This is a genomic window from Mycobacterium haemophilum DSM 44634, from assembly GCF_000340435.2.
In the GTDB taxonomy this organism is placed as follows: domain Bacteria; phylum Actinomycetota; class Actinomycetes; order Mycobacteriales; family Mycobacteriaceae; genus Mycobacterium; species Mycobacterium haemophilum.
Genome location: NZ_CP011883.2, coordinates 2,935,538 through 2,949,947, shown reverse-complemented (window position 1 = coordinate 2,949,947; position 14,410 = coordinate 2,935,538). Strand labels below are relative to the sequence as shown.

General features: G+C 64.8%; 6 protein-coding genes and 1 pseudogene. 4 read left to right on the top strand and 3 right to left on the bottom strand.

The features are described 5' to 3' along the window. Positions 1–22 precede the first annotated feature (22 nt). The 3 genes from B586_RS13825 to B586_RS13815 form a co-directional block, all read right to left on the bottom strand. Positions 23–322 carry a WXG100 family type VII secretion target gene (locus B586_RS13825; protein WP_054879653.1) on the bottom strand — a complete coding sequence of 100 codons (300 nt, stop codon included), beginning with the start codon at positions 320–322 and terminating at the stop codon, positions 23–25. A gap of 157 nt (positions 323–479) precedes the next feature. Beyond that, positions 480–1,112 carry a PPE family protein gene (locus B586_RS13820; RefSeq protein ID WP_168162546.1) on the bottom strand — a complete coding sequence of 211 codons (633 nt, stop codon included), beginning with the start codon at positions 1,110–1,112 and terminating at the stop codon, positions 480–482. A 184-nt stretch (positions 1,113–1,296) separates the two neighbouring features. Further along, positions 1,297–1,611: a PE family protein gene (locus B586_RS13815; RefSeq protein WP_257720481.1), complete on the bottom strand. Its 315-nt coding sequence runs from the start codon at positions 1,609–1,611 to the stop codon at positions 1,297–1,299. A gap of 489 nt (positions 1,612–2,100) precedes the next feature. Here B586_RS13815 and B586_RS13810 point away from each other — a divergent pair, with 489 nt between their 5' ends. The 4 genes and pseudogenes from B586_RS13810 to B586_RS13795 all read left to right on the top strand — a co-directional run bounded on the left by B586_RS13810 (position 2,101) and on the right by B586_RS13795 (position 14,405). Continuing rightward, a complete protein-coding gene (locus B586_RS13810) occupies positions 2,101–2,811 on the top strand; it encodes a DUF1906 domain-containing protein (protein WP_047315792.1) in 711 nt (236 codons plus the stop codon). Between the two features lie 501 nt (positions 2,812–3,312). Continuing rightward, a pseudogene (locus tag B586_RS13805) lies at positions 3,313–12,593 on the top strand (fatty acid synthase subunit beta domain-containing protein). An 11-nt stretch (positions 12,594–12,604) separates the two neighbouring features. Then, the gene (acpS, locus tag B586_RS13800) at positions 12,605–13,000 is read left to right on the top strand and encodes a holo-ACP synthase AcpS (protein ID WP_047316629.1); all 396 of its coding nucleotides are present in this window, start codon (positions 12,605–12,607) and stop codon (positions 12,998–13,000) included. A 79-nt stretch (positions 13,001–13,079) separates the two neighbouring features. Continuing rightward, the gene (locus tag B586_RS13795; RefSeq protein ID WP_047316630.1) at positions 13,080–14,405 is read left to right on the top strand and encodes a dipeptidase; all 1,326 of its coding nucleotides are present in this window, start codon (positions 13,080–13,082) and stop codon (positions 14,403–14,405) included. The last annotated feature ends 5 nt before the right edge of the window (positions 14,406–14,410 follow it).

The following is a 14,410-nucleotide window of genomic DNA, read 5'->3' as shown; positions in this document are numbered from 1 at the left end:
GGACAGCGGCGGTTTTCCGCCGTTAGCTACCCTGCAGGATCTGCTGGGAGGCCTGCTCTTGCTGCTCGTAGCGGGTGGCGGCGGCACCTAGCTGGTCACGCACCTCGTGCAGCATGTTCACGATGTTGCGAAACGCCTGATTCATCTGCCCCATGGTGTCAAACGAGGTCGCCTGCGCGGTCCCGCTCCAGCCCGCACCCGCGATGTTCAGCGTCGAGGCCCACATCTTGTGCGACTCGTCCTCCACCGTCTGGCCGTGCACCTCAAAACGGCGCGCCATATCCCGCATCGCGTGCGGATCGGTCATAAAACGTGCGGTCATACTCTTTGTCTCCTTACAGTTAATTTCGTTACATTGTGGGTGAAATAGTCCGAGTTACAGTGGTTATCCGCCGGCCAGATGGCGGGCAGGGTGATCCCACCACCGACCGCCCATCCATCTACGACACCAATTTCCAAATGCCGCCAGCGGTCAGAACTCAGTAGTATGTACCTTCATCTTCGACGAGGGTGGTGCTGCTGATGGTATGATAGCCGCTGCTGCGATGATGGCCGCCGAACGACCTGGAAGTGCTGCCTTGGACCACCTGCGGCGCCGGTGTAATTCCTACTTCTTCTTCAACCTGCCTCATAAGCTCGAAGGCAGCAAACTGATATGTATTCATCGCGTCCGCATTCTGGGCCCACATCTCTTGGTACGTCCGATCAAGCTCCAAGATTTTGGCGGTGAATTGCCCTAAAAGGTTAGTTGATTTCATGGTTAAGGCGGCCGCGCGGTTCGCCACTATCGTAGATGTCGGCACCATCGAGCGGACCGCCGTGTCGTAGGCCTCCGCCGCTTGACCGAGGGACTCGGCGGTCGCACCGGCCGTGCGGGCGTGTCTAGTCAGCCAGTCACCGTACCGACCTGCCGCGTCTATAAATTGGCGCGCTGCCTTACCTTTAAACAATTCTTCCGTTGCGCTAATTTGAGCTACCCACTGCTCCGTCATGAGAGTCAAATCTTGCGCCAGCTGTCGCCATGCTGTTTGAGCGATTACTATCGGCTTAGAACCCGGACCTTTAATATTGCTAACGTTGACCTCGGGTGATAATAAGTTGAAATTTGGCACCTCGGTTACTTTCTCCTCAACTCTACAATTAACATATTGCTGACAGATCTATTCGCTGGTAACAAACCGTGAGCAGGCTTCAGGCTCCGGGACAACTACTTGCCGATGTCCACGCCTCGACCGGTATGCACCTGGTACAGCAGCCCGCGAGCATTAAATGAACATTAATCATCTTCGAGAAGACTCAGTACTCAGTCCCCTCATCAACCAGCAGCTCTTTTTTGGTGCGCTCCTCAGCCTTTTCATATTCAGATGCGGCATCCTTTAGGCTCCAGGAGAACTGCTTGCCGATGTCCGCGCCGCGATCGGTATGCACTTGGTACGACACCCCGCGAGCATTAAAAAATCTCGCTAACAGAGCTGACACGCTATCCTTCCCCGGCGCGGGAATCTTGGTCATCGCCGGGGCCTTCTGGGCATTTGCTATCGAAATTTGGTGAGCTATCTCCACCATCTTGGTGCTCACCTCAGTCATGCTATTTGGCTTTACCCGTATCATCTCCCTGTCGTGCATGAAAGACTGACTCAAGTCTTGTACTGACCGACCGACGTGGGACGTAGCCAATGGGGAGGACGTAATCAATGGGGAGGACGTATCGAACTGGGACGTACCCAACTGGGACGTACCCAACTGGGACGACTGCAGCAAGCTTCCCTCTGGTACTATTTCGTCTGTTTCTGGATTAAACGCCACTTAAGCACTCCCTCTCGGCCGGTTAGTTAGTGAACGTCATCATGCAATCACGTTTCGGATACCTTACAGGAAGGTTAACGGCCGTGTCGTCGGGGGTGCACGCTGTCGTGTCCCGGCAGGTAGGACCGGTTTGGCTCTGGGCCAGGACCACCCGCTTGCCACCGGTAGGACCATCTGGCTAGCTGGTTGTCCGGCCTAGATACCGGCGGCATAGTGACGTTCGGGCGCGATACGTCCATCTGTGACTGGTGGGGCTGATGTGACTTATGGTGTTTCTGAAGTATTCTGTGGCGTGTGGTGGTTTCTCGGCGTGACGTCCTCAAATTCGCTGCCGCGACCCCGGGCCTGTTAGGTCTAGGCGTCGCCGCCGCGGCGTTGCGCGCCGCACCGGCATCAGCGGCAGGTTCACTTGGCACCTTGTTGGACTACGCGGCCGGAGTCATCCCCGCCAGCCAGATCAGGGCCGCCGGCGCGGTGGGGGCAATCCGATACGTGTCCGATCCCCGGGGCGCCTGGATGCTCGGCAAGCCGATCCAACTCGGCGAGGCTCGTGACCTGAGTAGTGGTGGCCTCAAGATTGTTTCTTGCTATCAATACGGCAAGGGGAGCACCGCTGACTGGCTGGGTGGGGCCGCCGCCGGCCTGCAACACGCCAAACGCGCCGTCCAGCTGCACGCCGCCGCGGGCGGCCCGGCCAGTGCCCCCATTTACGCCTCGATCGACGACGAACCGTCGTATGAGCAGTACAAGAACCAGATCGTTCCGTATCTGCGGGCCTGGGAGTCGGTGATCGGGCACGAGCGGACCGGGGTGTACGCCAATTTGCAGACCATTGATTGGGCGGTGCACGATGGCCTGGGCACCTACTTCTGGCAGCACACGCCCAGGGGACGTGCCCATTCGGTCGCGCACCTGCACCAGGTCAGGGTGGACAAAAACACCGTTGGCGGGGTCGGGGTGGACATCAACTCAATCCTCAAGCCCCAATTCGGGCAGTGGGCCTAACCCGCTGGGGCCTGCTGGCCGGCTTCCAGTAAACATTTGTTCGCTCATTGCCCGTGGTCGCAGACCCGTGATGGCGCGCGGTGGCGCGCACCGAGCGGCCGCCACAGCTCACATTTTTTACATAACGATTCCATAACAATACTGCCTTGATCAGCGCAGTTATAGCTACTCGACCGTAACCACCTGCACGCAGGACGTTTGTCCGCGGCGCCCCCGCTCGCGATTTAACCGGGCGTTACTCACAACGTGGTTACCCGTGCGTAGAACTCGCCAGTAACCAATCGGCGTGCACGAAGGGCACGTTCTCTTATGACACCCTTATTGGCAGCCGATGCAGTCTGCCGCGCGGCTCGACCCACGGCCGGCGCGCCAACGCACCGGTCAGCTGACTTTCGGTCTGCGGTTCAACGCGGAATCGACCGGAACCGACGGGCCTCGCACGGCAGTCCAGGCGGCCTGGCGAACAGATACCTCAAAGACGCACACAGGGAGATACAGAACGTGACGATCCACGAGCACGACCAAGTATCCGCTGATCGCAACGGAAATAGCCTGCATAGCACCCATGCTCTGGTGGATCGGCTAACGGCTGGCGAGCCGTACGCCGTCGCGTTCGGCGGCCAAGGCAGCGCCTGGCTCGAGACCCTGGAAGAACTCGTGTCCTCTGCCGGGGTCGAATCCGACTTGGCAACGTTGGTCGGTGAGGTCGAGTTGCTCCTCGAACCAGTCGCCAAAGAGCTGGTCGTGGTGCGTCCGATCGGCTTCGAGCCACTGCAGTGGGTACGTGCGCTGGCGGCCGAGGACCCGGTCCCCTCCGACAAGCACCTGACGTCGGCGGCGGTGTCGGTGCCCGGCGTGCTGCTCACCCAGATCGCGGCCTGGCGCGCCCTGGCCCGACAGGGCATGGACCTTATCGCGACACCCCCAGTGGCGGTCGTGGGGCACTCCCAGGGTGTGCTCGCTGTCGAGGCGTTGAAGGCCGGGGGGGCGCGCGACGCTGAGCTATTGGCAATGGCCCAGTTGATTGGTGCCGCCGGAACGTTGGTGGCCCGCCGCCGCGGCATCTCCGTCCTCGGCGACCGTCCGCCGATGGTGTCGGTCACCAACGCCGACCCCGAGCGGATTCGCCGGCTGCTCGATGAGTTCGCACAGGATGTTCGCACCGTGCTGCCCCCGGTGTTGTCCATCCGCAACGGGCGGCGTTCGGTTGTCATCACCGGCACCCCCGAACAGTTGTCGCGATTCGAGCTGTATTGCCGGCAAATCTCCGAGAAGGAAGAAGCCGACCGCAAGAACAAGGTCCGCGGCGGCGATATCTTCGCGCCGGTCTTCGATCCGGTGCAGGTAGAGGTGGGCTTCCACACGCCGCGCCTGGCCGACGGTATTGACATCGTCGGAAGCTGGGCCGAGAAGGTGGGCCTCGATGTCACGTTGGCCCGGGAACTGACCGAGGCCATCCTGGTGCGCGGAGTCGACTGGGTGGACGAGATCACCCGGGTACACGGTGCTGGAGCTCGGTGGATTCTCGACTTGGGGCCTGGTGACATCCTGACCCGGTTGACCGCGCCGGTGATCCGCGGCCTCGGTGTGGGCATCGTGCCCGCTGCAACCCGCGGTGGTCAGCGCAACCTCTTCACCGTCGGGGCCGTGCCCGAGGTGGCTCGCGCTTGGTCGAGCTATGCCCCGACCGTGGTCCGACTTCCCGACGGCAGGATCAAGCTCTCGACGAAGTTCACCCGGCTGACTGGGCGCTCGCCGATTCTGCTCGCGGGCATGACCCCGACCACCGTCGACGCCACCATCGTCGCCGCTGCGGCCAACGCCGGGCACTGGGCCGAACTGGCCGGCGGCGGGCAGGTCACGGAAGAAATTTTCGCCGACCGTGTCGAGCAACTGTCCGGACTGCTCGAGCCGGGACGCACCTATCAGTTCAACGCGTTGTTCCTTGACCCGTACCTGTGGAAGCTGCAAGTCGGTGGTAAGCGGCTGGTGCAGAAGGCCCGGCAGTCCGGCGCGGCGATCGACGGTGTGGTGATCAGCGCCGGTATCCCGGATCTCGAAGATGCCGTCGAGCTGATCGAGGAGTTGGGCGGCGTCGGCATCAGCCATGTCGTGTTCAAACCCGGCACCATTGAGCAGATCCGTTCGGTGATTCGCATCGCGACCGAGGTGTCCACCAAACCAGTGATCGTGCATGTCGAGGCGGGCGGGCGGGCGGCCACCATTCCTGGGAAGACCTCGACGACCTGCTGCTAGCCACCTACTCGGAGCTGCGCTCGCGTGCCAACATCACCGTGTGCGTCGGCGGCGGCATCGGCACCCCCGAAAGGGCGGCGGAGTACTTGTCCGGACGTTGGGCGCAGGTGTACGGCTTCCCGTTGATGCCGATCGACGGCATCCTGGTCGGCACCGCGGCGATGGCGACCAAAGAGGCCACTACCTCGCCGTCGGTTAAACGGATGCTGGTCGAAACGCAAGGCACCGACCAGTGGATCAGCGCCGGAAAAGCCCAGGGCGGCATGGCTTCTAGCCGTAGCCAGCTCGGTGCCGACATCCACGAGATCGACAACACTGCCTCACGTTGTGGCCGGCTACTCGACGAGGTCGCTGGCGACGCTGAGGCTGTCGCAGAGCGGCGCGACGAGATCATCGCGGCGATGGCCAACACCGCTAAGCCCTACTTTGGCGACGTTTCAGAGATGACCTACCTGCAGTGGCTGCGGCGCTACGTCGAGCTGACGATCGGTGACGGCAACTCGACCGCCGACACCGCGTCACCGGGCAGCCCGTGGCTGGCCGATACCTGGCGTGACCGGTTCCAGCGGATGTTGCAACGTGCTGAATCACGTTTACATCCAAAGGATTTCGGTCTGATTGAGACCCTCTTTGCCGATCCGGCGCTGCTGGAGAAGCCCGACCAGGCCATCGCCGCCCTGCTGGCGCGCTACCCAGACGCTGAAACCGTCCAGCTGCATCCGGCGGATGTGCCGTTCTTCGTCACGCTGTGCAAGACACTAGGCAAGCCGGTCAACTTCGTGCCGGTCATCGACAAGGATGTGCGGCGTTGGTGGCGCAGCGACTCGCTGTGGCAGGCGCACGACGCCCGCTATGACGCCGACCAGGTGTGCATCATCCCCGGCATTGCGGCGGTGGCCGGCATTACCCGGATGGACGAACCCGTCGGTGAGTTGCTGGACCGCTTCGAGCAGGCCGCCATAGATGAAGCGCTCGAGGTGCTCGCATCATCGGGAGCGCAGCCGGTGGCGGTCACGTCGCGCCGGCTGGGCCGCGCCGATGTGGCCGGACCGCTGGCCGTGGTGCTTGACGCACCCGATGTGCTGTGGGCCGGGCGTACCGCGACCAACCCGGTTCATCGGATCGCCGACCCGAATGAGTGGCAGGTTAATGGAAACCTCAGTGCGACACACTCATCCACCGGTGCCCGGTTGCAGGTAAAAGCCGAAGACCAACAGGTCGTTCTCAGCGTCCCGGTGTCGGACGGTTGGGTCGACATCCCGTTCACGCTGCCTGCCAACACCGTTGACGGCGGTACCCCGGTGATCTCCACCGAGGATGCCACCAGTGCTATGCGCGCAGTGCTGGCAATTGCCGCTGGGGTGGACGGGCCGGAGTTGCTGCCCCCGGTGAAAGACGGAACCGCCATCGTCACGGTCGACTGGGATCCCGAGCGGGTTGCTGATCACACCGGAGTCACTGCCACCTTCGGCGAGCCGCTGGCGCCGAGTCTCACCACGGTGCCCGACGCATTAGTCGGTGCGTGCTGGCCCGCGGTTTTCGCGGCCATCGGTTCGGCGGTAACCGACACCGGTGTCCTGGTGGTGGAGGGTCTGCTGAGTCTGGTGCACCTGGACCACGCTGCCCATGTCGTTGGCCAGCTGCCGACAGTTCCGGCCCAATTAACAGTCACCGCAACGGCTTCGCTGGCCACCGATACGGACATGGGTCGTGTCGTGCCCGTCTCGGTGATCATCAGCGACGCAGCCGCGGGCGCCGTGCTTGCCACCCTCGAGGAGCGGTTCGCGATCCTCGGGCGCACCGGCGCCGCCGAACTCACCGACCCGGTCCGGGCCGGTGGCGCAGTATCCGAGAACGCGACCGACACGCCGCGCCGCCGGCGTCGTGACGTCACCCTTACCGCACCGGTTGATATGCGTCCGTTCGCGGTGGTGTCCGGCGACCACAACCCCATTCACACCGACCGGGCAGCTGCGCTGCTGGCAGGCCTGGCGGATCCGGTCAGTGGAGGTGGGCCGATCGTGCACGGCATGTGGTTGTCGGCTGCCGCCCAGCACGTGGTCACGGCCACCGACGGGCAAGCCCGGCCGCCGGCGCGGCTGATCGGGTGGACCGCACGATTCCTCGGCATGGTGCGTCCCGGCGACCAGGTCGACTTCCGTGTCGATCGCGTCGGAATCGACCAGGGCGCAGAAATTTTGGAAATTGCTGCGCGCATCGGTTCGGATCTGGTGATGTCGGCGACCGCACGGCTGACTGCGCCCAAGACCGTCTACGCGTTCCCCGGCCAGGGCATTCAGCACAAGGGTATGGGCATGGATGTTCGGGCTCGTTCCAAGGCGGCCCGCAAGGTGTGGGACGACGCCGACAAGTTCACCCGTGGCACGCTCGGGTTCTCGGTGCTGCACGTGGTGCGCGACAACCCGACCAGCATCACCGCCAGCGGTGTGCATTACCACCATCCCGATGGGGTGTTGTACCTCACACAGTTCACCCAGGTCGCGATGGCCACGGTCGCGGCCGCGCAGGTTGCCGAGATGCGCGAGCAGGGTGCGTTCGTCGAAGGGGCCATCGCCTGCGGCCACTCCGTCGGCGAGTACACGGCGCTGGCCTGTGTCACGGGCGTCTATCAGCTGGAAGCCTTGCTAGAGACGGTGTTTCACCGCGGGTCAAAGATGCACGACATCGTGCCGCGCGACGAGCTGGGCCGCTCTAACTACCGGTTGGCGGCGATTCGGCCCTCGCAGATCGACCTGCCCGACGACGAGGTTCCCGCGTTTGTCGCCGGTATTGCGGCCAGTACTGGTGAATTCCTGGAGATTGTGAACTTCAACCTGCGAGGCTCGCAGTACGCGATCGCCGGCACGGTTCGCGGCCTGGAAGCGCTGGAAGCCGAGGTGGAGCGGCGCCGCGAGCTCACTGGCGGCCGGCGCTCGTTCATCCTGGTGCCCGGCATCGACGTGCCCTTTCACTCACGGGTGTTGCGGGTCGGCGTGGCCGAATTCCGCCGCTCGCTGGATCGCGTCATGCCGCACGACCAAGATCCCAACTTGATCGTCGGACGCTATATCCCGAACTTGGTGCCACGGCCGTTCACGCTAGATCGCGACTTCATCCAGGAGATCCGGGATTTGGTGCCCGCCGAACCGCTCGACGAGATCCTCGCCGACTACGACACCTGGCGCCGTGAGCGCCCCAGCGAGATGGCACGCCGGGTGATCATCGAGCTGTTGGCGTGGCAGTTCGCCAGCCCGGTGCGCTGGATCGAGACGCAGGACCTGTTGTTCATCGAGGAGGCCGCTGGTGGCCTGGGTGTGGAGCGGTTCGTCGAGATCGGTGTGAAGTCGGCGCCGACCGTCGCCGGACTGGCCACCAACACCCTCAAGCTGCCCGAATATGCCCACAGCACAGTCGAAGTGCTCAACGCTGAGCGTGACGCCGCGGTGCTATTTGCCACCGACACCGACCCCGAGCCAGAGCCTGAGGCAGAAGAGCCTGCCGAGTCAGGCGCGTCAGCGCCTGAGATCACCACCGTTGCGCCAGCCGTCGCGTCGGCGGCCGCCGACGTTCCATCCGGCGCTCCGTCGGGTGCTGCTCGGCCGGACGACATTTCGTTCGGCGCCGCCGACGCCACCTTGGCGTTGATCGCGCTGTCGGCCAAGATGCGCATCGACCAGATCGAGGAGCTGGACTCGATCGAGTCCATCACTGACGGTGCGTCGTCGCGGCGCAACCAGCTGCTGGTCGACCTGGGCTCCGAGTTGAACCTGGGTGCCATCGATGGTGCCGCGGAGGCAGACCTGGCCGGGCTGCGGTCGCAGGTCACCAAGCTGGCACGCACTTACAAGCCTTACGGTCCAGTGCTTTCCGACGCGATCAACGATCAGCTGCGCACGGCGCTGGGCCCCTCGGGCAAGCGGCCAGGCGCCATCGCCGAGCGGGTCAAGAAAACCTGGGAGCTCGGCGAGGGTTGGGCCCATCACGTCACGGTCGAGGTCGCGTTGGGCACCCGGGAGGGCACCAGCGTCCGTGGCGGAGCCCTGGGCAATCTGCATGAGGGCGCGTTGGCCGATGCCGGCTCCGTCGACAAGGCCATTGATGCGGCGGTCACTAGCGTCGCGGCGCGTCGTGGCGTCGCGGTGGCCCTGCCATCGGCGGGCGGTGGCGGAGGTGCCACCGTCGACGCCGCAGCGCTGAGCGAATTCACCGAACAGATCACCGGCCGCGACGGCGTGCTCGCTTCGGCGGCCCGTCTGGTGCTGAGCCAGCTGGGCCTCGATGATCAGGTCGGCGCGTCGGCTGGATCGTCAGGGGCCACCGATGCCGAGCTCATCGACTTGGTCACCGCCGAACTGGGTTCGGACTGGCCGCGTTTGGTGGCTCCGGTGTTCGACGCCAAGAAGGCTGTTGTCTTCGACGACCGCTGGGCCAGTGCCCGTGAGGATTTGGTCAGGTTGTGGCTGAGCGACGAGGGCGAGATTGATGCCCAATGGTCGCGTCTGTCGGAAAGGTTCGAGGGTGCCGGCCACGTCGTCGCCACTCAGGCCACCTGGTGGCAGGGCAAGTCACTGGCCGCGGGCCGTCAGATCCACGCGTCGCTGTACGGACGGATCGCTGCCGGCGCCCAGAACCCGGATCCAGGTCCCTACAGCAGTGAAATCGCCGTGGTGACAGGGGCTTCGAAGGGTTCGATCGCCGCCTCGGTGGCTGCACGACTGCTCGATGGCGGTGCCACCGTGATCGCGACAACGTCGAGGCTCGACGAGGAACGGATGGCGTTCTACCGCGCGCTGTACCGCGACCATGCTCGGTACGGCGCGGCGCTGTGGGTGGTCCCGGCCAACATGGCGTCCTACTCCGATATCGATGCACTGGTCGAGTGGGTCGGCAATGAACAGGCTGAAAGCCTTGGGCCACAGTCGATTCACATCAAGGACGCGCAGACGCCGACGCTGTTGTTCCCGTTTGCGGCGCCGCGCGTGGTCGGCGACTTGTCGGAGGCCGGTGCGCGTTCCGAGATGGAGATGAAGGTGCTGCTGTGGGCTGTACAGCGGCTAATTGCCGGTCTGTCGAAGATCGGCGCCGAGCGTGATATCGCGTCGCGACTGCACGTCGTGCTGCCCGGCTCGCCTAACCGCGGAATGTTCGGCGGTGATGGGGCTTACGGCGAAGCCAAGTCGGCGCTGGACGCCGTGGTGAGTCGTTGGCACGCCGAGTCTGCGTGGGCGGCGCGGGTCAGCCTGGCGCACGCGCTGATCGGCTGGACTCGCGGCACCGGGCTGATGGGACACAATGACGCTATCGCCCACGCCGTCGAGGAGGCGGGCGTCACCACGTACTCCACCGACGAGATGGCCGCAATGTTGTTGGATTTGTGCGATGCGGAGTCTAAGGTGGCCGCGGCCGGCACGCCGATCACGGTGGACTTGACCGGCGGCCTGGGTGAGGTCGACCTCGACATGGCCGAACTCGCCGCCAAAGCGCGTGAGGAGATGTCGTCGTCGCAAGACGGGGCCGCTGAAGCCGCCGAGGCAGCGGGCACCATTGCCGCGTTGCCCTCCCCGCCTCGCGGCTACACCCCGGCGCCACCGCCGCACTGGGCTGACCTCGACGTCGACCCCGCTGACCTGGTGGTGATCGTTGGCGGCGCCGAAATAGGACCGTACGGTTCGTCGCGTACCCGGTTCGAGATGGAGGTCGCGGGCGAACTGTCGGCTGCCGGCGTCCTGGAGCTGGCCTGGACCACCGGGTTGATTCGCTGGGAAGACGACCCGCAACCCGGTTGGTATGACACCGAATCCGGCGAGCTGGTCGATGAGTCCGAACTGGTCGAGCGTTATCACGACACCGTGGTACAGCGCTGCGGCATCCGCGAGTTTGTTGATGACGGCACGATCGACCCCGATCATGCGTACCCGCTGCTGGTCTCGGTGTTCTTGGACAAGGACTTCGCGTTCGTCGTCTCCTCGGAGGCCGACGCTCGTGCCTTTGTCGAGTTCGACCCGGAGCACACGGTCATCCGGCCGGTGCCCGACTCGAGCGACTGGCAGGTCATCCGCAAGGCCGGCACCGAGATTCGGGTGCCGCGAAAGACCAAGCTGTCCCGAGTCGTTGGCGGTCAGGTTCCGACCGGATTCGACCCGACGGTGTGGGGCATCAGCCCCGACATGGCTAGTTCCATCGACCGGGTGGCGGTGTGGAACGTCGTGGCGACCGTCGACGCGTTCCTGAGCGCCGGCTTCAGCCCCGCCGAGGTGATGCGCTATGTGCACCCCAGTTTGGTCGCCAACACCATGGGCACCGGTATGGGCGGTGGCACCTCGATGCAGACGCTGTACCACAGCAACCTGTTGGGCCGTAACAAGCCCAACGACATCTTCCAGGAAATCCTGCCGAATATCGTTGCCGCGCACGTGGTTCAGTCCTACATCGGCAGCTACGGATCGATGATTCACCCGGTCGCCGCGTGCGCGACGGCCGCGGTGTCGGTCGAGGAGGGCGTCGACAAGATCCGGCTGGGCAAGGCCGAGCTGGTGGTGGCCGGCGGCATCGATGACCTGACGTTGGAAGGCATCCTCGGCTTCGGTGACATGGCGGCCACCGCCGACACCGCCATGATGCGTGGCCGGGGCATCCACGACTCCAAGTTCTCCCGGCCCAACGATCGGCGTCGGCTGGGTTTCGTCGAAGCCCAGGGCGGTGGCACCATCCTGCTGGCGCGTGGTGACCTGGCGCTCAAGATGGGCCTACCGGTGCTCGCGGTGGTGGCGTTTGCCCAGTCGTTCGGCGACGGTGTGCACACGTCGATCCCAGCGCCGGGCTTGGGCGCGCTGGGCGCAGGCCGCGGTGGCAAGGATTCGCCGCTGGCCCGGTCGTTGGCCAAGCTCGGCGTGTCCGCTGACGACATTGCGGTGATCTCCAAGCACGACACCTCGACGCTGGCCAACGATCCCAACGAGACCGAACTGCATGAGCGGCTTGCCGACTCGATGGGCCGCTCCCAAGGTGCTCCGCTGTTCGTGGTGTCGCAGAAGAGCCTCACCGGCCACGCCAAGGGCGGCGCGGCGGTCTTCCAGATGATGGGCTTGTGCCAGATGCTGCGGGATGGGGTCATCCCGCCCAACCGCAGCCTGGATTGCGTCGACGACGAGCTGGCCGGCGCGGCGCACTTCGTCTGGCTACGGGACACGCTGCGGCTCGGCGGGAAGTTCCCGCTGAAGGCCGGCATGTTGACCAGCCTCGGGTTCGGTCACGTGTCGGGTTTGGTGGCGCTGGTGCATCCGCAGGCGTTTATCGCCGCGCTGGACCCGGGTCAGCGGGCGGACTACCAGCGGCGTGCAGACGCGCGTCTGCTGGCCGGTCAGCGGCGTCTGGCGGCGGCGATCGCTGGCGGTGCGCCGATGTACGAGCGGCCACCGGACCGTCGCTTCGACCACCACGCGCCGGAGAAGCTGCAGGAGGCGGCGATGCTACTGAATCCGGCCGCCCGGCTGGGTGACGGCGAGGCCTACATCGGGATCGGTTAACGTGGCGACCCATGGGCATCGTCGGCGTGGGGATCGATCTCGTCTCCATCCCTGATTTCGCCGAGCAGGTCAGCCAACCGGGAACGGCGTTCTCGGCCACCTTCACCCCCGGTGAGCGTCGGGACGCCTCGGACAAGAGTTCGTCGGCGGCGCGTCACCTGGCGGCCCGGTGGGCCGCGAAGGAAGCGGTGATCAAGGCGTGGTCAGGATCGCGGTTTGCCCAGCGGCCGATGCTGCCCGAAGACATCCACCGCGATATCGAGGTGGTCACCGACATGTGGGGACGTCCGCGGGTCCGGCTCACCGGAGCCATCGCCAAGCATCTGGCGGATGTGACGATCCATGTATCGCTGACACACGAGGGGGACACTGCGGCCGCGGTGGCGATCCTCGAGACTGCCGATTAGCGCCGAACGTGGGCCTTATGGACGAATTCACGCCAGTTTTTATACCTAGCCCCCACACTCGGCGCTCGGGGACACCGGCGTGACTGACCTAGCCCAGCGTGTTCGCGAAGTGCTGCCGTCGGTGCGGCGCGACCTTGAGGACTTGGTGCGGATCGAATCGGTGTGGGCCGACCCCAGCCGGCGGAATGAGGTGCACCGCAGCGCGCAGGCGGTCTTAGACCTGTTGTCGCAGGCAGGTTTTGACGATGTGCGGATCGTCAGCGAGGGCGGCGCACCGGCCGTCATTGCTCGGTATCCGGCGCCACCGGGCGCGCCCACCGTGTTGCTGTATGCCCACCATGACGTCCAGCCGGAAGGTGACCGCGACCAGTGGGCGTCGCCACCTTTCGAGCCCACGGAACGCGATGGGCGACTCTACGGCCGCGGCAGCGCCGATGATAAAGCAGGCATCGCAACGCATTTGGCGGCGTTCCGGGCGCATGGCGGCCGACCGCCGGTGGGTGTGACGGTCTTCGTGGAGGGCGAAGAAGAATCCGGATCGCCGTCGCTGGGCAGGTTGCTGGCCGCGCACCGCGATGCGTTGGCTGCTGACGTGATCGTCATCGCCGACTCGGACAACTGGAGCACCGATGTCCCCGCGCTGACGGTGTCGCTGCGCGGCTTAGTCGATTGCGTCGTTGAGGTCGCCACACTTGACCACGGGCTGCATTCCGGCTTGTGGGGCGGCGTGGTGCCGGACGCGCTGAGCGCATTGGTGCGGCTGCTGGCTAGCCTGCACGACGACGACGGCAACGTGGCCGTGGCGGGTCTACATGAAAGTACTGCCGCCGACGTGAACTATCCGCCCGAGCGGGTCCGAGCTGACTCTGGCTTGTTGGGCGGAGTGTCAGAAATCGGCTCGGGTTCAGTGCCGCAGCGGCTATGGGCCAAACCGGCGATCACTGTGATCGGTATCGACACCACATCCGTTGCCGCAGCCTCGAACACGCTGATCCCGCGGGCCCGAGCCAAGATCAGCATGCGGGTCGCGCCGGGCGGTGACGCCGCGGCGCACCTGGACGCGTTGACCGCGCATCTGCAGCGGCATGCCCCGTGGGGCGCCCACGTCAACGTTATCCGCGGCGAGGTAGGCGAACCGTACGCCATCGAGGCCAGCGGCGGCGTTTATGACGCCGCACGGACGGCGTTCCGGCAGGCGTGGGGCGCTGATCCGATCGATATGGGGATGGGTGGCTCGATCCCGTTCATCGCCGAGTTCGCCGCTGCGTTCCCGCAGGCGAAGATCCTAGTCACCGGCGTCGAAGACCCCGCAACACAAGCACACAGCGTCAACGAGAGCTTGCATCTGGGTGTGCTGGAACGCGCGGCGGTCGCCGAAGCACTGCTGTTGGCTAACTTGGGCTGAGTAGC

What these genes read in the sequence shown, in the direction of transcription:
- B586_RS13825 (WP_054879653.1), bottom strand. Translation starts at nt 322, where the DNA reads ATGACCGCACGTTTTATGACCGATCCGCACGCGATGCGGGATATGGCG.
- B586_RS13815 (WP_257720481.1), bottom strand. Translation starts at nt 1,611, where the DNA reads ATGATACGGGTAAAGCCAAATAGCATGACTGAGGTGAGCACCAAGATG.
- acpS (WP_047316629.1), top strand. Translation starts at nt 12,605, where the DNA reads ATGGGCATCGTCGGCGTGGGGATCGATCTCGTCTCCATCCCTGATTTC.